The organism is Pseudomonas sp. AU12215, assembly GCF_001675465.2.
Taxonomy (GTDB): domain Bacteria; phylum Pseudomonadota; class Gammaproteobacteria; order Pseudomonadales; family Pseudomonadaceae; genus Pseudomonas; species Pseudomonas nitroreducens.
In genome coordinates this window covers 23334-43919 of record NZ_MACM02000007.1, presented here as the reverse complement: position 1 = coordinate 43919, position 20586 = coordinate 23334, and the positions used below count along the sequence as shown (strand labels likewise).

The 20586-nt window shown below is 66.3% G+C and carries 16 protein-coding genes; 4 read left to right on the top strand and 12 right to left on the bottom strand.

The features are described 5' to 3' along the window. Positions 1–141 precede the first annotated feature (141 nt). Together A9513_RS02070 and A9513_RS02065 are read left to right on the top strand one after the other, a co-directional pair. Positions 142–735, top strand: a complete 594-nt coding sequence (locus tag A9513_RS02070) for a C40 family peptidase (protein WP_065083854.1) — start codon at positions 142–144, stop codon at positions 733–735. 28 nt (positions 736–763) lie between these two features. Then, positions 764–1057: a hypothetical protein gene (locus A9513_RS02065; protein ID WP_024762299.1), complete on the top strand. Its 294-nt coding sequence runs from the start codon at positions 764–766 to the stop codon at positions 1055–1057. Positions 1058–1064: 7 nt separating this feature from the next. Here the strand turns inward: A9513_RS02065 and A9513_RS02060 are convergent, their stop codons facing one another. The 10 genes from A9513_RS02060 to A9513_RS02015 all read right to left on the bottom strand — a co-directional run bounded on the left by A9513_RS02060 (position 1065) and on the right by A9513_RS02015 (position 15431). Further along, a complete protein-coding gene (locus A9513_RS02060; RefSeq protein WP_024762300.1) occupies positions 1065–2549 on the bottom strand; it encodes an efflux transporter outer membrane subunit in 1485 nt (494 codons plus the stop codon). Continuing rightward, positions 2546–5662, bottom strand: coding sequence for a multidrug efflux RND transporter permease subunit (locus A9513_RS02055; RefSeq protein ID WP_065083853.1), 3117 nt, complete (start codon positions 5660–5662; stop codon positions 2546–2548). Before A9513_RS02055 ends, A9513_RS02060 begins: the two co-directional genes overlap by 4 nt. After that, on the bottom strand, positions 5662–8784 hold the full coding sequence (locus A9513_RS02050; protein ID WP_065083852.1) for an MdtB/MuxB family multidrug efflux RND transporter permease subunit: 3123 nt from the start codon (positions 8782–8784) through the stop codon (positions 5662–5664). Before A9513_RS02050 ends, A9513_RS02055 begins: the two co-directional genes overlap by 1 nt. After that, a complete protein-coding gene (locus tag A9513_RS02045) occupies positions 8781–10079 on the bottom strand; it encodes an MdtA/MuxA family multidrug efflux RND transporter periplasmic adaptor subunit (RefSeq protein WP_065083851.1) in 1299 nt (432 codons plus the stop codon). Before A9513_RS02045 ends, A9513_RS02050 begins: the two co-directional genes overlap by 4 nt. Before the next feature lie 233 nt (positions 10080–10312). Continuing rightward, positions 10313–10813, bottom strand: a complete 501-nt coding sequence (tpx, locus tag A9513_RS02040; protein WP_024762304.1) for a thiol peroxidase — start codon at positions 10811–10813, stop codon at positions 10313–10315. 144 nt (positions 10814–10957) lie between these two features. Beyond that, complete coding sequence (locus tag A9513_RS02035) at positions 10958–11278, bottom strand: hypothetical protein (protein ID WP_054908929.1); 321 nt, start codon at positions 11276–11278, stop codon at positions 10958–10960. Positions 11279–11425: 147 nt separating this feature from the next. Then, entirely contained in the window at positions 11426–12061 is a 636-nt protein-coding gene (locus tag A9513_RS02030) for a LysE family transporter (protein ID WP_231387765.1), read from the bottom strand. A gap of 55 nt (positions 12062–12116) precedes the next feature. Then, positions 12117–12506 carry a VOC family protein gene (locus A9513_RS02025; RefSeq protein WP_024762307.1) on the bottom strand — a complete coding sequence of 130 codons (390 nt, stop codon included), beginning with the start codon at positions 12504–12506 and terminating at the stop codon, positions 12117–12119. 29 nt (positions 12507–12535) lie between these two features. After that, positions 12536–13036: a VOC family protein gene (locus A9513_RS02020; protein WP_065083849.1), complete on the bottom strand. Its 501-nt coding sequence runs from the start codon at positions 13034–13036 to the stop codon at positions 12536–12538. Positions 13037–13232: 196 nt separating this feature from the next. Continuing rightward, positions 13233–15431 (bottom strand): OsmC domain/YcaO domain-containing protein, encoded by a 2199-nt coding sequence (locus A9513_RS02015; protein WP_065083848.1) that lies wholly within the window; start codon positions 15429–15431, stop codon positions 13233–13235. A 202-nt stretch (positions 15432–15633) separates the two neighbouring features. Between A9513_RS02015 and A9513_RS02010 the strand changes: the two genes are divergently transcribed. After that, a complete protein-coding gene (locus tag A9513_RS02010; RefSeq protein WP_024762309.1) occupies positions 15634–16821 on the top strand; it encodes an NAD(P)/FAD-dependent oxidoreductase in 1188 nt (395 codons plus the stop codon). A gap of 131 nt (positions 16822–16952) precedes the next feature. Beyond that, positions 16953–17708, top strand: coding sequence for a class II aldolase and adducin N-terminal domain-containing protein (locus tag A9513_RS02005; protein WP_065083847.1), 756 nt, complete (start codon positions 16953–16955; stop codon positions 17706–17708). Between the two features lie 185 nt (positions 17709–17893). Here the strand turns inward: A9513_RS02005 and A9513_RS02000 are convergent, their stop codons facing one another. Both A9513_RS02000 and A9513_RS01995 read right to left on the bottom strand, forming a co-directional pair. After that, complete coding sequence (locus tag A9513_RS02000; RefSeq protein ID WP_024762356.1) at positions 17894–18916, bottom strand: GlxA family transcriptional regulator; 1023 nt, start codon at positions 18914–18916, stop codon at positions 17894–17896. A gap of 9 nt (positions 18917–18925) precedes the next feature. Further along, on the bottom strand, positions 18926–20584 hold the full coding sequence (locus A9513_RS01995) for a choline dehydrogenase (protein ID WP_065083846.1): 1659 nt from the start codon (positions 20582–20584) through the stop codon (positions 18926–18928). Positions 20585–20586 lie beyond the last annotated feature (2 nt).

Sequence of the window (20586 nt, the reverse complement as noted above, 5' to 3'; positions counted from 1 at the left end):
CTGATCATCGAGGGCAGGTCACCTACACACCATCAATCAGAAATGCCCTACCCGAATTTGCAGTATTCCCACGTTAACTCTTCCCAGGAGATTTCTAAGATGGCGCCCCGTTTTACTCGTTAGTCACACGATGTAGCCCAAATGCGCCCCCTGATTCTCCTGAGTACAGCATTGCTGCTCATTCTTTCCGTTCCGCCGGCCGAAGCCCGCGAGAGCAAAGGCCTGCTACCGCACAAGACCAGCGCGAAACTCGCGCGCGCAGCACAGGGCAAACCGCTCAACCGGAACAACGTCCGCCTGCACACAGCGGCGAAGCGCCCGTTGCAGTCCGGCGTGCACAAGCCCCAGCTGAGCAGCAGTTCGCGGGTAGTTGCCCGTGCGCGCCAGCTGGTCGGCATCCCCTATCGCTTCGGCGGCACCACGGTAACCAGTGGATTCGACTGCAGCGGCCTGCTGGTCTATCTGTTCCGCACGGAAGCTGGAATGAAAGTGCCACGCACCACCGGCGAAATGATCGAGAGCGGTGGCAGGCGCGTCGATCGCCACGACCTGCGCCCCGGCGACGCCGTGTTCTTCAATCGCAACGGTCGCGGCAGTGTCAGCCACGTCGGGCTGTACATCGGCAACAACCAGTTCATCCATGCGCCCAGTACCGGCGAAAGCGTCCGCATGGATTCGCTGGCGCAAAGCTACTGGCAGCGCAGTTTCACCACCGCCCGCCGCTTCAACGGCTGAACCACACCTCATTAAGGGATGCATGTGCATGTCCAGCGTTCGGGTCGAGATCGTGCGTTATACCGACGAGTGTTTCGCCGGCTGGGCCGAGTGCCGCCTGATCGATGCAGCGGGCCGTGCCTGGCGTTTTCTCAAGCCGCGCGCGCGGCTGCGTACCGAGCAGGAAGACGACAGCCTTCCGGCAGTCGGCCATATCGACTGTGAAGTCCTGGAACGAGGCGATGGCACGGCGCTGGTGAGCACCGCGCGACCGCGCGGAATCACCTCGCTGGATGGCGAGAGCCGCTTCCGTATCCCTCTGAGCGCACTGAGCGAGGACTGACCCAGCGTCAGTCCCGGGTCGCCTGCCCTTCCTCGGCGATCTTCGCCGCATCCCAGCCACCGCCCAGTGCGGCGATCAATTGCACACTGGCAGTCAGCCGGCTGCCAGTCAGGGTCAGCAGCGTGCGCTCGTTGGACAGCGCGGCCGTCTGGGTGGTGACGACATCGCTGTAGTCGATGGTCCCAGCCTTGTACTGGTTGGTGGTCAGGCGCAGCGCCTCGCGCGCGGCGTCGAGCGCTTCCTGCTGCACCCCGCTCTCCTCTTCCAGCACCTTGAGCTGGACCATGTAGTCCTCGACCTCGCGGAAGCTGTCCAGCACGGTCTGCCGGTAGCTGGCCACGGTCTGATCGTAACTCGCCTCGGCCTGCTCGACCTGGGAGGCGATCAGCCCGCCGTCGAACAGCGTCATGGCGAACTGCGGGCCGATGGACCAGTAACGGTTAGGCGTCTCGATCCAGTTCTGGAAGCTGCCGCTGCGGTAGCCGCCGGCGGCGGTGAGGGTCAGGTCGGGGAACCAGGCAGCCTTGGCCACGCCGATCTTGGCGTTGGCGGAGATCACCTGGCGCTCGGCCGAGGCCACGTCCGGGCGGCGCTGCAATATCTCCGACGGCAGTAGCGCGGGCACTGACGGCAGGCTCGGCACACCTTCCACGGCGGCCAGGGAGAACTGCGCCGGCGGTACGCCGACCAGCACCGCGATGGCGTGCTCAAGCTGTGCACGCTGGTACTTCAGGTCGATGGCCTGGGCCTCGGTGCTTTTCAGCTGGGTGCGCGCCTGGGCGACGTCGGCCTTGGTGACGATGCCGGCGTTGTACTGGTTCTCGGTGAGCTTGAGCGAGCGCTGGTAGGCCGTGACCGTGTCGTTGAGCAGCTTGATCTGCTGGTCCATCACGCGCAGCTGCAGGTAGTTCTGGGTCAGCTGGGATTGCAGGGAAAGACGCGAGTTGGCCAGGTCCGCGGCGCTGGCATCCATGCTGGCAGTGTCGGCTTCCAGCTGGCGGCGCAGCTTGCCCCACAGATCGAGCTCCCAACTCACGCCCAGGCTCGCCGAATAGCTGTTGCTGATCGAACTGCTGCCGCCACCACTGCTGACGGTGGAGCCATCGGGCAGGCGTACGCTGCCGCCGCTGCCGGTGCCCTGGCCGGAACGGGTCTTGCCGACGTCGGCACTGATGGTCGGGAAGAACGAGGAACGCGCGCCCTTGGCCAGCGCCTGGGCCTGGCGGTAGGAAGCGACCGACTGCGCCAGGGTCTGGTTGGCGGCAACCAGTCGGGTCTGTAGGTCGTTCAGCGTGGCATCGCCGTACAGTTCCCACCAGGCGCCATGGTTGAAGCCGTCCTGCGGCTTCGCCAGTTGCCAGCCCTCGCCCTCCTTGAAGCTGGCGGGCACCGTCAGCTCGGGGCGCTGGTAGTCCGGACCGATGGCACAACCGGCCAGGGCCACGGCCAGCGCCAGAGCCAGCGGAGTGAGCAGGGAACGGGAACGGATCATACGGGTGTCTCCAGGGCGCCGTCGGTTTTCACACCGCGCTTCTTGTTGACCCAATGGCGCAGGCGGTCGAGGTAGAGGTAGACGACGGGGGTGGTGTAGAGGGTCAGCAACTGGCTGCCGATCAGGCCGCCGACGATGGTCATGCCCAGCGGGCGGCGCAGCGCGGCGTCGCCGCCGATGCCGAAGATCAGCGGCAGCGCGCCGAGGATGGCGGCCAGGGTGGTCATCATGATCGGCCGGAAGCGCTTCATCGCCGCTTCGAGGATCGCATCGCGCGGCGACAGACCGAGTGTGCGTTCGGCGTCCAGGGCGAAGTCGATCATCATGATGGCGTTCTTCTTCACGATGCCAATCAGCAGGATCACCCCGATCAGCGCGATCAGCGACAGTTCGGTGCGGAACAGCATCAGCGTGAGCAACGCACCGACGCCCGCCGAGGGCAGCGTCGAAAGAATGGTCAGCGGATGCACGTAGCTCTCGTAGAGGATGCCCAGCACGATATAAACCGACACCAGCGCCAGCAGGATCAGCCAGGGCATGTCGTTCTGCGTGTCCTGCACCGCGCCGGCGTTGCCTTCGAAGGTGGCCTGGATTTCCATCGGCAGATGGATGGGTTCCACCGCCGCCAGGATCGCGTCGCGGGCCGGGCCGATCTGCGCGCCCTGGGCGAGGTTGAAGGAGAAGGTGGTCGCGGCGAACTGGCCCTGGTGGTTGACCTCCAGCGGTGCGCGGCTCGGCTCGATGTGGGTGAAGGCCGAGAGCGGGATACGCTGCCCTTCGCTGTTGATCACGTAGACCTGGCGCAGCTCCTCGGGGGTTTCCTGGTACGGCTGGGCGACCTCCATCACCACGTGGTACTGGTTCAACGGGTTGAAGATGGTCGAGACCTGGCGCTGGCCGTAGGAGTTGTTCAGCACCGCGTCGACTTCGGCAACGTTCACCCCCAGGCTCGCCGCGCGGTCGCGGTCGATCACCAGGCGGCTCTGCACGCCCTTGTCCTGGGCATCGCTGCTCACGTCGACGATCTGCGGCACCTTGTTCATCGCCGCCTCGACCTTCGGCGCCCATTCGCGCAGCAGCGTGAGGTCGTCGCTGCGCAGGGTGAAGTCGTACTGCGCGTTGCCCTGACGGCCGCCGATGCGCACGTCCTGGCCGGCGACCAGGAACAGATTGGCGCCAGGCACTTCTGCCAGTTTCTTGCGTAGACGATTGACGATGGCTTCTGCCGAGTCGCGCTCGGTGATGTCCTTGAGGGTGACGAAGAAGGAGCCGGTGTTGCTCGACTGCCACTTGCCGCCGCCGACGAAGCCCACCACGTTCTCCACGCCCGGGTCTTCGGAGAGGATCCTGCGGAACTGCGCCATCTTCTTGTCCAGCGCCTGGAACGAGATGCTCTGGTCGGCCACCGCGAAACCGCGCAGGCGCCCGGAATCCTGCTGCGGCAGGAAGCCCTTGGGCACCACCACGAACAGGTACAGGTTCAGCGCGATGCAGCCGAGCATGATCACCAACATCAGCCGCGAGTGCTCCAGCGCCCAGCTCAGGCTGGCGCGGTAGCGCCGCATGAAGGCGACGAAGTAGCGGTTGCTCTGACGCTCCACCGAGGCCTTCTTCGGCCCGCGCTCGACCGGCTTGAGCAGGCGTGCACAGAGCATCGGCGTGAGCGTCAGCGAGACCACCAGTGACACCAGGATGGCCGCCGCCAGGGTCACCGAGAACTCGCGGAACAGCCGCCCGGTGATGCCGCCCATGAGCAGCAGCGGGATGAACACCGCCACCAGCGACAGGGTCATCGACAGCACGGTGAAACTTACTTCCCGCGCACCACGGATAGCGGCCTGGATCGGCGGGTCGCCCTCCTCGATGCGCCGGGCGATGTTCTCCACCACGACGATGGCGTCGTCCACCACGAAACCGGTGGCAATGATCAGCGCCATCAGCGACAGGTTGTTCAGCGAGAAGCCGCACAGGTACATGACCGCGAAGGTCCCCACCAGCGACACCGGTACCGCGAGGCTGGGGATCAGCGTGGCGCGGCCATTGCGCAGGAACAGGTAGACCACCAGGATGACCAGCACCACGGAGATGATCAGGGTCAGCTCGGCCTCTTCCAGCGAGGAGCGGATCGACGGGCTGCGGTCGTCCATCACCGACAGTTTCACCTGCGGGCCGAGCACGTCCTGGATGATCGGCAACTGCTCGTGGATGGCATCGGTGGCCTCGATGATGTTCGCGCCGGGCTGCCGGGTGATGATCAGCAGCACCGCCGGCAGGTCGTCGGAAAAGCCGGCGTTGCGCACGTCTTCCACCGAGTCGGTGACCGTGGCGACGTCCTTCAGACGCACCGCTGCGCCAGTCTCGGCGTTGTAATGGACGATCAGCGGGGCGTATTCGCTGGCCTTGCGCAGCTGGTCGTTGGAGTCCACCTGCCAATGGCGCTCACCGAACTCCAGCGAGCCCTTGGGTCCATCGGCGTTGGTGTTGTTGATCGCCGTGCGCACCGTGTCCAGGGAGATGCCGTAGTGGCTGAGCTGGTCCGGATTGACGTCGACCCGTACCGCCGGCAGCGACGAGCCGCCGATGCTCACCTGCCCCACGCCTTTCACCTGCGCCAGCTTGGGCGAGACGATGGTCGAGGCCAGGTCGTACATCTCCCCGCGGGTGTAGGTGTCCGAGGTCAGCGTGAGGATCATGATCGGCATGTCCGACGGGTTCGCCTTGCGGTACGTCGGGTTGTTCGGCATGCCGGTGGGCAGCAGGCCCATCGCCGAGTTGATCGCCGACTGCACCTCGCGGGCGGCACCGTCGATGTCCTTGGACAGGTCGAACTGCACGATGATGGTGGTGTTGCCCAGGGAGCTGCTGGAGGTCATGTCGGTGACCCCGGCGATGCGCCCCAGCGAGCGTTCCAGTGGCGTCGCCACGGTGGACGCCATGGTTTCCGGGCTGGCGCCGGGCAGCGCGGCCTGCACCAGGATGGTCGGGAAGTCGACGTTGGGCAGCGGCGCCACCGGCAGCAGGCTGAACGACAGCGCGCCGGCCAGCATCAGCGCCAGGGTCAGCAGGCAGGTGGCGACCGGGCGCAGGATGAACAGGCGCGAGAGGCCGCCCATCAGGTGCGCTCCGCCGGGTCGATGCTGTTCACGTCCAGGCCGTGGCGGCCGCGCCAGGCAGCCCAGCGTGCGGCAAGGCGATCGAAGTACAGGTAGATCACCGGCGTGGTGAACAGCGTCAGCAACTGGCTGACCAGCAGACCGCCAACCATGGTGACGCCCAGCGGTTGGCGCAGCTCGGCGCCCGCGCCGCCGGCGAGCATCAGCGGCAAGGCGCCCAGCAGCGCGGCCATGGTGGTCATCAGGATCGGCCGGAAGCGCAGCAGGCACGCCTGGTAGATCGCCTCATGGGGTGGCTTGCCCTCGTTACGCTCGGCGTCCAGGGCGAAGTCGATCATCATGATCGCGTTCTTCTTGACGATGCCGATCAGCAGGATGATGCCGATGATCGCCACGATGCCGATGTCCTGCCCCGACAGCATCAGCGCCAGCAGCGCGCCCACGCCGGCCGAGGGCAGCGTGGAAAGGATGGTCACCGGGTGGATGAAGCTCTCGTAGAGGATGCCCAGCACGATGTACATGGTGACGATGGACGCCAGCACCAGCAGCAGGGTGTTGGACAGCGAGGCCTCGAACGCCTGGGCGGCGCCACGGAAACTGCCCTGCAGGCTGACGGGCATTTCCATCTGCGCCTCGACGTCGCGAATCGCCTGCACCGCCTCGCCGAGGGCGACGCCCTTGGCCAGGTTGAAGGAGATGGTCGCCGCCGGGAACTGGGCGATGTGATTGACCGCCAGCAGGGTGTGGCGCTCCTCCACCTTGGCCAGGCTCGACAGGCGCACCTGGGTACCGTCGCTGGACGGCACGTAGAGGTTCTCCAGCGACTGCGGGCCGATCTGGAATTCCGGCGCCACTTCCAGCACCACGCGGTACTGCGTGGCCTGGGTGAAGATGGTGGAGATCAGCCGCTGGCCAAAGGCGTTGTACAGCACGCTGTCGATGTTCGACAGGCTCACGCCCAGGCGGGAGGCGGTGTCGCGGTCGATGTTGATGTAGGCCTGCAACCCCTTGTCCTGCCAGTCGGTGGCCACGTCGGCCAGCTCCGGCAATTGCTGCAGGCGGTCCACCAGGCGCGGCACCCAGTCGGCAAGCACGTCGGGGTCGGCATCCTGCAGGGTGAACTGGTACTGCGTGCGGGCGATCCGGTCCTCGATGGTCAGGTCCTGCACCGGCTGCATGTACAGCTTGATGCCGGCGATCTGGTCCAGTTCCGGCTGCAGGCGGTGGATCACCTCGGTGGCGGTGACGTCGCGGTCGGCGTGGGGCTTGAGGTTGATCAGCAGGCGCCCGGTATTGAGCGTGGCGTTGGTGCCGTCGACGCCGATGAACGAGGACAGGCTTTCCACCGCCGGGTCCTGCAGCACGATCTTTGCCAGGTCCTGCTGGCGGCTCGCCATGGCCTGGAAGGAAATCGACTGTGGCGCCTCGGCGATGCCCTGGATCACCCCGGTGTCCTGCACCGGGAAGAAGCCCTTGGGCATGAAGATGTACAGCAGCGCGGTGAGCACGACCGTAGCGATGGCCACCAGCAACGTTAGCGGCTGGTGCCGCAGCACCACGCGCAGGGCGGCGGCATAGCGCTCGATCATCTTGTCGATGAAGCGCCCGGCAGCGCGGGCGAAGCGCCCTTCCTGCTCCGGCTCGACATGGCGCAGCAACTTGGCGCTGAGCATCGGCGTCAGGGTCAGGGAGACGAAACCGGAGATCAGGATCGCCACGGCGAGCGTGATGGCGAACTCGCGGAACAGCCGGCCAGCCACGTCGCCCATGAACAGCAGCGGGATCAGCACGGCGATCAGCGAGAAGGTCAGCGAGATGATGGTGAAGCCGATCTGCTTCGAGCCCTTGAGCGCGGCCTCCAGCGGCGGATCGCCCTGCTCCAGGTAGCGCGCAATGTTCTCCACCATGACGATGGCGTCGTCCACCACGAAGCCGGTGGCGATGGTCAGCGCCATCAGCGTCAGGTTGTTGATCGAGAAGCCGGCCAGGTACATCACGCCGAAGGTGCCGATCAGCGACAGGGGCACGGCGAAGCTGGGGATCAGCGTCGCGGAGATATTGCGCAGGAACAGGAAGGTGACCATCACCACCAGGCAGACGGCGAGGAACAGCTCGAACTGCACGTCCGCCACCGAGGCGCGGATGGTCGTGGTGCGGTCGGTGAGCACCGTTACTTCCAGGCTGCCCGGCAGGGTCGCCTGCAGTTGCGGGAGCATCTTCTTGATGCTGTCCACCACCTCGATGACGTTGGCGCCCGGCTGGCGCTGGATGTTCAGCACCACGGCCGGCGAGGTATTGGCCCAGGCGGCCAGGCGCACGTTCTCGGCGTCGTCCTCCACGCTTGCCACGTCACGCACGCGCAAAGGCGAGCCGTTCTTGTAGGCGATGATCAGGTCGCGGTAGGCGTCGGCGGATTTGAGCTGGTCGTTGGCGTCCAGGGTCGAGGAACGGGTCGGGCCATCGAAGCTGCCCTTGGGACCGTTGAGGTTGTTGTTGGTGACGGTGGTCTGCAGGTCCTGCAGGCTCAGGCCGGCCACCGCCAGGGCGCCGGGGTTGGCGCGGATGCGCACCGCGGGGCGCTGGCCGCCGCTGATGCTGACCAGGCCGACGCCGGAAATCTGCGAAATCTTCTGCGCGAGGCGCGTGTCCACCAGGTCCTGGATCTGCGGCAGCGGCATGTCCGGGGACATCACCGCCAGCGTCAGGATCGGTGCGTCCGCCGGATTCACCTTGCTGTACACCGGCTGGTTCGGCAGGTCCTTGGGCAGCAGGCTCTGCGCGGTGTTGATCGCCGCCTGGACTTCCTGTTCGGCGACATCCAGGTTGATCTGCAGGCTGAACTGCAGGGTGATCACCGAAGCGCCACCGGAACTGGTGGAAGACATCTCGTTCAGGCCGGGAATCTGCCCCAGCTGGTTCTCCAGCGGCGCGGTCACCGAGGAGGTCATGATGTCCGGGCTGGCGCCGGGATACAGGGTCACCACCTGGATGGTCGGGTAGTCCACCTCCGGCAGGGCCGAGATCGGCAGGAAGCGGTAGGCGATGATCCCCGACAGCAGGATCGCCACCATCAATAGCGTGGTGGCGACCGGCCGCAGGATGAACAGGCGGGACGGGTTCATTCGCTCTTACCGCTGTCCTGGACCGGAGTGTCCGAGCCGAACGGCTTGGCGGTGGACTTGTCGCCCTCCTCCGTCGCGGCCGCGCGGGCCTTTTCATCGGAGGCGACGATGTTCATGCGGGTGCCTTCGCGCAGACGGTCGGTGCCTTCGACGACCACGCGGTCGCCTTCCTTCAGGCCCTCGGCCACCACCACGCGCTCGCTCTCGCTGGTGCCCAGGGTGACCAGTTGGCGCTTGGCCTTGCTCTCCTCGCCGACCAGGTAGACGTAGGTGCCGTCGTTACCGCGCTGCACGGCGTTGGCCGGGATGGTCAGCACGCCCGGTAGCGTCTCGGCGAGCAGGCGCACGTTGACGAACTGGTTGGGGAACAGTTTGTGGTCGGCGTTCTCGAAACCGGCCTTGAGCTTGACCGTACCGGTGGTGGTGTCGATCTGGTTGTCCAGAGTCTTCAGCACGCCGGTGGCCAGGGTCTGGTTCTGGTTGCGGTCCAGCGCCTCGACCGGCACCGGCTTGTTGCTGTACAGCTCGCGGGCGATGGTACCCAGTTGCTGCTGCGGCAGGCTGAACACCACGGAGATCGGCTTGACCTGAGTGATCACCACCAGCGGCGTGGTGTCGCCGGAGGTGACCAGGTTACCCACGTCCACCTGGCGCAGGCCGACGCGGCCTGCGATGGGCGCGCGCACCTGGGTAAATTCGAGGTTGAGCTTGGCGTCGGCGACCTGGCCCTGGTTGGTCTTCAGGGTGCCTTCGTACTGGCGCACCTGGGCTTCCTGGGTGTCCAGGGTCTGCTTGGCGATGGAGTCCTCGGCGTACAGGCCCTTGTAGCGGGCGAGGTCGATCTGCGCGTTCTTCAGTTGTGCCTGGTTCTGCAGCAAGGTGCCCTGGGCCTGGTCCAGCGCGGCCTGGAACGGACGCGGGTCGATCACCGCGAGAACGTCGCCGGCCTTCACTTCCTGGCCTTCCTGGAATGGCACCTTGACCAGCTGGCCGCTGACCCGCGCGCGGACGTTCACGGTGTTGTAGGCCGTCACCGTACCCAGCGCATGGTAGTGAACCGGCAAGTCGCCCCTGGTCACCGGCGCGACGCTGACGGTCACCGCCGTACCGCCCTGCCCCGCGGCCATCTGCCCCGGCCCCGGTCGCCCGCCACGCCCGCCCTGGGCCGCCGGTGCACCAGTGGAGGTCGAGTGCAGCCACATGATCAGCCCCACCACGGCGGCGAACAGCAGTGCCGTGATAAGCCAGGGGCGCAGTTTGCGGAGTTTGGAGGGCGATCCGTTGCTTGCAGTCATGGGACTCTGTCTTGTTGAAAAGAGGGCTTCACGCAAAAAAGTGAGAATAGCGAGGCTGAACGATAAGCACAGCCAGGCCGCAGGCAAAGTCTCTTTACCCGCTATTTACCTTTGATTTACCGGGAGTTACGAAATTCCGGGGCATTGCGACCCGGATTGACCGGCAGGGTTCCCCGCCAGTGGGCCGACCCTGGATGGGCCGGCCCGGCTTTCTCACGAAAGCAGCAGCGTCATCAGGCCAGGGCGGCGATGGCGGCGGCGTAGTTCGGCTCGTCGGCGATTTCGCCGACCAGCTCGCTGTGCAGCACCTTGTTCTGCTCGTCCAGCACCACCACGGCGCGGGCCGCCAGGCCGGCCAGCGGGCCGTCGGCGATGGCTACGCCGTAGTTGGCGAGGAACTCGCGGCCACGCAGGGTGGACAGGTTCACCACGTTCTCCAGACCTTCGGCGCCGCAGAAGCGCGCCTGGGCGAACGGCAGGTCAGCGGAGATGCACAGCACCACGGTGTTGGCCAGCTTGCTCGCCTCGGCGTTGAACTTGCGCACGGAGGTGGCGCAGGTCGGGGTGTCGACGCTGGGGAAGATGTTCAGCACCTTGCGCTTGCCAGCGTAGGTTTCCAGGGTGACGTCAGACAGGTTGCCGGCGACCAGCGACAGCGCCGGAGCCTGCTCGCCTTTCTGCGGCAGCTTGCCGTCGACGGATACCGGGTTGCCCTTGAGGGTGACTTGAGCCATTGCTTGGGTCCTTCTGTGAGGGATGGCGGCGCTGGCGGGTTGCCAGCGCCGCAGGAGGATTCGGGGCCGGAGCAGATGCTAGCACGACTTGCCCGAGCGCAATGCTCGGACATGCATCCGGCCAACCCTCCCCTCAGGCCCGGCTCAAGCGGCAGCCGCTACAGGAGCGCCGGCAGCAGCGCCCACGAATGCCTGGTCCTGGAACCCACGCGGCAGGCGCTGGGTGCCAGGCATCGCGGCCAGGCGTTTCTCCCAGAAGCTGCGCCAGTCGTTGTGCACGGCTTCTGCGCGGGCCTTGCGCTGGGCACGGCGCGCGGCGTTGCGTGCATCGCGGCGGGCCTCCTTGTAAACGTCGGTGTTACGGCAGCTCCGGCATTTCACCCGGTTCAGCTCGGTGGTGGATTCCAGGTGCTTGCCCGCGTGCCCGCAAGCCAGGTGGCCTTTGACCTTGTAGTGAGTGACCATCGCAGATTCTCCCTGTCCGGCGAGCGCACCCTCGCCGCTTGGCGGTGCCGCAGTCGGGCGAACGGTGCGTGCCGGTTGACTGTGGCGCTCAGGGAGTTGGACGGGCCGCTACGCACTGAGGTTCGAAATATCTGCCAGATGCGACCGTCAGTGGGTCGCTACCATCCGCGCGCCGAACAGCAGGTAGCAGCAGCCGGCAAAGCGATCCAGCGCCCGGCGGAAGCGGCGGTAGACGCCCGCCATGCGCTCGCTGGCAAAGACCAGCACCACGCAGCAGTACCAGCTGAACGACAGCGTCACCATCAGCGCGATAGCCATGCCCAGCAATGCAGCCGAGGGCGCAGCCGGCATGGTGGTGGCGAACAGGGTCGCCACGAACAGCGCGGTCTTCGGATTGGTCAGGTTGCCCAGCAGGCCGAGACGGAACGCCGAGAAGGCACTGCGTTCACGGCTGACTTCAGCGAGGCTCTCTCCACCATCGGCCGGCGTCCTGCGCTTGAGCAGCTTGATGCCGAGATAGATCAGGTAGGCGCCGCCGGCCAGCTTGAAGCCCATGTACAGCGCGGGCGCGGCGCTGAACAGCGACTTGATTCCCAGGCCGCCGGCAAGCCCCCAGATCACCGTGCCGCAGGCAACTCCCAGGGCGGCGATGAGTCCATGGCGACGCGAATGCACAGCGGCGATGCGCGCCGTGGTGAAGAAGTTCGGCCCCGGCGTGACCACCGCCACGGCCCATAACAGGGCCACGGAAAGCAGCGGAGCGAAAGTGCTGGCAGCAGTCATGGGCATTCTCGTCGACAGGATGGCAAGTGCGCATTCTAGCGCCCTCGCTCGCCGCTCACTCCGGCAGATGACAGACGCAACACAGCTTGTTGCCATCCAGGTCGCGCACATAGGCACCGTAATAGGTCGGCGAATAATGCAGACGCAGGCCCGGCGGCCCTTCATCGACGCCGCCCAACTGCATGGCACGAGCATGGAAACTGTCCACCTGATGCCGCGTACGCGCCTCGAAGGCCACCAGGCTGCCATTGCCGGCACTCGCCGCCTGGCCGTCGATGGGCTCGTAGACGCAGAACACCACGTCGCTCTCCGGATGGGCGAAGATCGCCCGCTCCGGCGCATGGCGGTGCGCCTTGAGGACGATCCCCAGCGGCTCGAGCAGCTTGCTGTAGAAAGCGATGGCCCGCGGCAGGTCGTTGGTGCCGACGGTGATATGGCTGAACATGTCGCGCGCCCTCTTCTTCCGTGCAGGCCTCAATTACCCGCGTGGGCACGCTCGATGGCGGCCATGTCCAGCTTCTTCATGCCCATCACCGCCTGCAGCGTGCGGCTGGCCCTGGCCTTGTCCGGGTCGGCGACCATGTCGCCGACGTGGCGCGGGCAGATCTGCCAGGACACCCCGTAGCGATCCTTCAGCCAGCCGCAGATCTGTGCTTCCACCGGACCGCCGGCGCCGAGCTTGTCCCAGAAGTGGTCGATCTCCTTCTGGCTGTCGCACATCACCTGCAGCGACAGCGCCTCGGTGAAGTTGAACGCCGGCCCGCCGTTGAGGGCGATGAAGGTCTGGCCGTCGAGTTCGAACTCCACCGTCAGCACCGAGCCGGGCACGCCGCCGTGGCGGTCCTTCTCGGCTTCGGGGTAATAGGCGGTCTGGACGATCCGCGAGTTGGGGAATATCCCGGTGTAGAACTTGGCCGCTTCCTCGGCCTTGCCGTCGAACCACAGGCAGGGGGTGACGCGTTGCAGGCTGGACATGGTGACTCTCCTGATTCTCACGCGGTCGGCGTGACCGGCATGCAGCTTGGTCGCCTGGGCGACGGCGGAATCGACAAGTCTAGGCGGACTTTTGTGCCTCACCGGACGACCGGTCGGGCGGTATGCCGGGTTCGCCACGCAGGAACCCTGCAGACGAAAAAGGCACCCGAAGGTGCCTTTCTGCTCAGAGGCCCGATCAGCGCGCCACTGCCCTGGCCCGCGCCTGGTGCAGCTTCTTGTAGCTCTCGATCAGGCGCAGGTGCTTGTCCAGCCCTTCCAGCTTCATGCTGGTCGGTGTCAGGCCGTAGAAACGTACGCTGCCGTCCAGCGAACCCAGCACCGCGTCCATGCGCTCGTTGCCGAACATGCGGCGGAAGTTGGGCTCGAAGTCGGCCATCTGCAGTTCCTCGTCCAGCTGCACTTCCAGCGCCGCATTGAGCGCCTGGTAGAACAGCCCGCGTTCGACGGTGTTGTCGTTGTACTGGAGGAACATCTCCACCAACTCCTTGGCGTTCTCGAAACGCTTCACCGCGAGATTGATCAGCAGCTTGAGCTCCAGGATGGTCAGCTGGCCCCAGACCGTGTTGTCGTCGAACTCGATGCCGATCAGCGTGGTGATGTCGGTGTAGTCGTCCACCTCGCAGGCTTCCAGGCGCTTGAGCAGCGATTTGAGGCGGACGATGTTCAGACTGTGCAGGTTGAGGATGTCCGCGCGGAACGCCAGGGCCTTGTTGGTGTTGTCCCAGATCAGGTCTTCCACCGGGTAGATTTCCGAGTAGCCGGGCACCAGGATGCGGCAGGCGGTGGCGCCCAGGTGCTCGTACACGGCCATGTAGACCTCCTTGCCCTGCTCTTCGAGGATACCGAAAAGGGTCCGGGCTTCCTGCGCGTTGGAGTCCTCGCCGTGGCCGGAGAAGTCCCACTCGACGAACTCGAAATCGGCCTTGGCGCTGAAGAAGCGCCACGACACCACGCCGCTGGAGTCGATGAAGTGCTCGACGAAGTTGTTCGGCTCGGTCACCGCCTGGCTTTCGAAGGTTGGCCGCGGCAGGTCGTTGAGGCCCTCGAAGCTGCGGCCCTGGAGCAGCTCGGTGAGGCTGCGCTCCAGCGCCACTTCCAGGCTGGGGTGCGCGCCGAAGGAGGCGAACACGCCACCGGTGCGCGGGTTCATCAGGGTCACGCACATCACCGGGAACTCGCCGCCCAGGGACGCGTCCTTGACCAGCACCGGGAAGCCCTGTTCCTCCAGGCCCTTGATGCCGGCGACGATGCCCGGGTACTTGGCCAGCATCTCCTGCGGCACGTCCGGCAGCGCCAGCTCGCCTTCGAGGATTTCACGCTTCACCGCGCGCTCGAAGATTTCCGACAGGCACTGCACCTGCGCCTCGGCCAGGGTGTTGCCGGCGCTCATGCCGTTGGAGAGGTAGAGGTTCTCGATCAGGTTCGACGGGAAGTACACCGTCTCGCCGTCGGACTGGCGCACGAACGGCAGCGAGCAGATGCCGCGCTCGGTGTTGCCCGAGTTGGTGTCGTACAGGTGCGAGCCGCGCAGTTCGCCGTCCGGGTTGTAGACCTCCAGGCAGTGCTCGTCGAGGATTTCCTCCGGCAGCGCGTCCTTGGGGCCGGGCTTGAACCAGCGCTCGTCGGGGTAATGCACGAAGGGCGCGTTGGCGATCTCCTCGCCCCAGAACTGGTCGTTGTAGAAGAAGTTGCAGTTCAGCCGCTCGATGAACTCGCCCAGCGCCGAAGCCAGCGCGCTTTCCTTGGTGGCGCCCTTGCCGTTGGTGAAGCACATCGGCGATTGCGCGTCGCGGATGTGCAGCGACCAGACGTTGGGCACGATGTTGCGCCAGGAGGCGATCTCGATCTTCATCCCCAGGCCGGCGAGGATTTCCGACATGTTGGCGATGGTCTGCTCCAGCGGCAGGTCCTTGCCCGGAATGTAGGTGGTGGTATCCGCGCTCGCACTCGGCATCAGCAGCGCCTGGGCGTCGGCGTCGAGGTTTTCCACCTCCTCGATGACGAAGTCCGGGCCGGTCTGCACCACCTTCTTCACCGTACAGCGGTCGATGGAGCGCAGGATGCCCTGGCGGTCCTTCTCGGAGATATCCGCCGGCAGCTCCACCTGGATCTTGAAGATCTGCTTGTAGCGGTTTTCCGGGTCGACGATGTTGTTCTGCGACAGGCGGATATTGTCCGTGGGGATGTCGCGGGTCTGGCAATAGAGCTTGACGAAGTAAGCCGCGCACAGCGCCGAGGAAGCCAGGAAGTAGTCGAACGGACCGGGAGCCGAGCCATCGCCCTTGTAGCGGATGGGCTGGTCGGCAATCACCGTGAAGTCGTCGAACTTGGCTTCGAGTCGGAGGTTGTCGAGAAAATTGACCTTGATTTCCATGCGGGCATTACCAGTAGAAAGCGAACTGGCCGGCATTATCCGGACAAAAGCGCCGCGGGGATATCCCGATGTACCCGGCGCCGGTCTGGACGCTTGCCCTCATGGCAGATGCGTACTCGACGCATGGTCGAGCGCAGGCCCGTGCTTCGGGTAAGATGCGCCGCCTCCAGCGTCAGCCAACCCGTACTACAAGGAAACCACCGTGCTCACCTCCCAGGTCATCATCATCGGCGCCGGCGCCGCGGGACTGATGTGCGCCATGAGCGCCGCCGCGCGCGGTCGCCAGGTTCTGCTGATCGACCACGCCAACAAGGCCGGCAAGAAGATCCTCATGTCCGGTGGCGGGCGCTGCAACTTCACCAACCTGTACTGCGAGCCGGTCAACTTCCTCTCGCACAATCCACATTTCTGCAAGTCCGCGCTGGCGCGCTTCACCCAGTGGGACTTCATCGCTCTGGTGGCCAAGCACGGCGTGCCCTACCACGAGAAGAAGCTCGGCCAGCTGTTCTGCGATAACAAGTCCAGCGACATCCTCGGCCTGCTGCTGGACGAGTGCGACCAGGCCGGCGTCGACCTGCGCCTGGACACCTCGGTGAGCGAGATCGCCCGCCTCGACGAAGGCGGCTACCAGTTGCAGACCAGCCTCGGCCCGGCGCGTTGTGAATCCCTGGTGATCGCCACCGGCGGCCTGTCCATCCCGACCCTGGGCGCCACCGGTTTCGGCTACCAGATCGCCCGCCAGTTCGGCCACAGCGTGCTGCCGACCCGAGCCGGCCTGGTGCCTTTCACCCTTACCGATCCGCAACTCAAGGCCCTGTGCACCGAGCTGTCCGGCACCTCGGTGGAGGACTGCCGGGTCAGCTGCAACGGCCAGAGCTTCGTCGAGAACATCCTGTTCACCCACCGAGGCCTCAGCGGTCCGGCGATCCTGCAGATATCCTCCTACTGGCAGCCTGGCGACACCCTCAGCATCGACCTCCTGCCGCATATCGACCTGCCAGCCTGGCTCGCCGAGCAGCAGCGAGAGCGCCCCAACAGCGAGCTGAAGACGTTGCTGGGCGAGCTGTTCACCAAGAAGATGGCCGGCCTGCTGGCCGAACAGTGGTTCGTCTCCAAACCCATGAAGCAGTACACGCCAGGCGAGCTCAAGGCCATCGCCGAACGCCTGGGCGACTGGCAACTGGTGCCCGCCGGCACCGAGGGCTACCGCACGGCGGAAGTCACCCTGGGCGGCGTGGACACCCGCGAGGTGTCGTCCAAGACCCTGGAGTCGCTGAAATCCCCCGGCCTGTACTTCGTCGGCGAAGTGCTGGACGTCACCGGCCACCTGGGCGGCTTCAACTTCCAGTGGGCCTGGGCTTCGGGCTACGCGGCGGCGCAGTTCGTCTAGGACAGCGACGCATTCGACGACCGGCCGAGCGGCACGCCCGGTCGTTCCGCATCAAGTCCAGCGGCGCCACGCCCCTAGACTCGGAAGCCAGGCCCGGCCAGCCCGGCACGGGCATCGCTCCCGGAGCCGCCATGCCAACGCTTGCCAGCCGCACCCTCGACACCGGCCTGGAACGCCAGGGCCGTATCGACCTCGCCTGCGCCTTCCGCTGGGCCGCACGCCTGAACCTGCACGAGGCCATCGCCAATCACTTCAGCCTGGCGTTGTCCGCCGATGGCCGGGACTTCCTGATCAACCCCTACGGCCGGCACTTCTCGCAGATGCGCGCCAGCGACCTGCTGCGCCTGCCCGCGGACGACCCCGAGGCAATCAACCGCCCGGACGCACCGGATATCACCGCCTGGGCGCTGCATGGCGCACTGCACCGCAACAACCCGCAGGCACGCTGCACCCTGCATGTGCACTCGAAGTACGCCACCGCCCTCGCCTGCCTGGCCGACTCACGGCTGCCGCCCATCGAGCAGAACAGCATGCGCTTCTTCGAGCGCGTGGCCATCGACGAGGGCTTCGACGGCATGGGCCTGGGCGATGAGGCCGAGCGCGTCAGCCGCCTGCTGGGCGACAAGCCGATCCTGCTGATGGGGAACCACGGCGTGCTGGTCGCGGCGCCCAGCGTGGCCCAGGCCTTCGACGACCTCTATTACTTCGAGCGCGCCTGCGAGGTTTACCTCACCGCCCTGGCCACCGGCCGCCCGCTGCGCATCGCCAGCGACGAGGTCGCGCGCAAGACCATGCACCAGTGGCTGGAGTATCCGGGCTTCGCCGAGCGGCATTTCGCGGCGCTGCGGGAGATGTTGCTGGAGAGCGAACCGGCGTTCGCCGATTGAAGCCCGTAGTTGCAGGTCTGCGTAGGGCGCATAACGCCACGGGCGTTATCCGCCGTGAGTGGCGGATGACCCGTTCCGGGTTATTCGCCCTACGAGAGCCCGCCCGGAAGCACCAAGTTTCCGGCAAGTGATTCCCGAGCAAGAACCAGGTATCCCCCTCGCTCCTACGCAAAGCCTTTACGCCGTCAGCTATCGCGCCCCAAAGGCTGGCGCATCACCGGTGCCGTGTAGGTCTGGGTGCGGTCCGCACTGGGCGGGCAACCGAAATGCGCTCGATACGCGCGGGAGAAATGCTCCAGCGAACCGAAGCCGGAACTCGCCGCGACCTGTGCCACGCTCAGGCGCGTCTGCTGCAGCAGGCTGTGGGCGCGGCCCAGCCTCAGGACGATGTAGTACTTGAGCGGCGACAACCCGGTGTGCTGCTTGAACTGCCGCTCCAGTTGGCGCCTGGAAAGCCCGACGCGCTCGGCGATGGCATCGCACTCCAGTGGTTCCTCCAGCGCCTGCTCCATCAGCGCGATGGCGCGGCGCACCTTGCCACCGTGGGCGTGAGCGTCGCTCTGCCGGCCCTGCAACTGGTGCGCGCCGGGCTCGCGGGTTTCGCCCAGCAGCAGGTGCATGGCGATCTCCCGCGACAGGTCTGTGTCCACCCGCTGGGCGATCCAGCCCAGCATCAGGTCGAGGATGGCGCTGGCCCCGGCGCAGGTCAGGCGCTGGCGGTCGAGGGTGTAGAGCTGCGCGCGGGCCTGGACCTTCGGGTAACTCTCCCGGAAGCCCTGCAGGTTGTCCCAGTGCACCGCTGCGGGAAACCCGTCGAGCACCCCGGCGGCGGCCAGCAGTTCGGTGCCGGTCTCGATGCCCGCCAGCGTGGCGCCGAACGCCGCCTGCCGGCGCAGCCAGCTCTTCAGCAGTCGATTGCGCGCATGCTTGTGCACGTCGAAGCTGGCGATGACGAAGCAGGCATCCCAGCCCCGCTCCGGGTCGATGGCCTCGTGCACCACGCTGGTCAGGCCATTGCTGGCGGTGACCGGCTCGCCGTCCAGCGACAGCAGCTGCCACTCGAACAGCGCCTCGCCGCCCAGCCAGTTGGCGATCGCCAGCGGCTCGACCACCGCCGCCAGCCCCAGGCCAGGGAACGACGGCAACAACAGCAGGCCCACGCGCAAAGGTTCGCGGCGGAACCGGGAAGGCGGTGCAACACTGGCCATCGACGCTCCTTAGCGCTGTTGGTGCTGCCACTGCGGATGCAGCCACACCGGGACATTGGCCGCCGGCAGCGGCGGCAACCCCCGGATCATATCGCTGGCCTTCTCGGCGATCATCACCGTCGGCGCATTGGTGTTGCCGCTGACGATGTTCGGCATGATCGACGCGTCCACCACGCGTAGCCCCTGCAGCCCCTGCACGCGCAACTGTGGATCGACTACCGCTTCGGGGTCATTGACCAGGCCCATCTTGCAGGTGCCGCTGGCGTGGTAGCCGGTCTCGGTCACCCGGCGCGCCCAGGCGTCCAGCTCGGCGTCGCTGTATGCCAGCGGGCCGGGCGTCAGCTCTTCGCCGGCCAGGCCGCGCATCGACGGCTGGCGCATCAATTCGCGCACCAGCCTCGCGCCGGCTCGCATGTCAGCGCGGTCCCGTTCGGTCTGCAGGTAATTGAAGAGAATGCGCGGCGCCTGCCGTGCCTCGGCGCTGCGCAGGGTCACGCTGCCTAGACTCGTGGGGCGCATCAGGTCGATGTGCACCTGGAAGGCATGCTCCGGCACCGGCGCCACGCTGCCCGGCTGCACCGCCAGCGGCATGAAGGTCAGTTGCAGATCCGGGTGCTCGACTCCAGCGCGGGAGCGGATGAAGGCGCCGGCCTCGAAATGGTTGCTCGCTGCCAGCCCGTCATGGCTGGCGAACCAGCGGGCGCCGATCCACCACTTGCCCGGCATGCGGGTCCAGGGATAGATCGACACCGGCGCCTTGCAGCGGAACTGCACGACGCTGTCCGGATGGTCGTTGAGCCGGCGGCCGACGCCGGGTAGATCATGCTTCACTGCGATGCCCAATTGGCGCAGCTCATCCGCCGGGCCGATGCCCGAGAGCAACAGCAGATGCGGCGAATTGATCGCCCCCGCAGTCAGCAGCACTTCGCGGCTTGCGCGGGCGGTCAGTGCCTGGCCGTTCTGTTCGTACTCCACGCCCACGGCACGCTCACCCTCGAAGAGAACACGCAGCGCCAGCGCCCCGGTGGCGACAGTGACATTGCCGCGCCCCAGCGCCTCGCTCAGGTACCCGCGTGATGTGCTCCAGCGCCGCCCCTGACGCGTGGTGCGGTCCACCGGGCCGAAGCCCTCCTGGCGATGACCGTTGAGATCGCTGCTGCGCCCGTAGCCGGCCTCCTCGCCCGCCGCGACGAAAGCCGCGCACAGCGGCGTGTCGATATCACCCGGAGTGACATGCAGGTGCCCCGCCGCGCCGTGGTAATCGTCGGCGCCATTGGCGTGGTTCTCCGAACGAATGAAATACGGCAGCACATGCTGGTAGTCCCACCCCGCGCAGCCTTGCGCGGCCCAGCCGTCGTAATCGCGGGCGTGGCCACGGATGTAGACCATGCCATTGATCGAGGACGAGCCGCCCAGCGTACGCCCGCGCGGCGTGGCGATCCGCCGGCCATCCAGGTACGGCTCCGGCTCGCTGCTGTAGCTCCAGTTGTAACGGGTACCACCGACCACGATGCCCACCGCCGAGGGCATGTCGATGGTCCAGCTCTTGTCCGCCGGGCCCGCCTCCAGCATGAGGATGCGCACGGCCGGATCGGCGCCCAGACGGTTGGCCAGCACACAGCCGGCCGAGCCCGCGCCGACGATGACGTAGTCGTAGTCCATGGCCATTC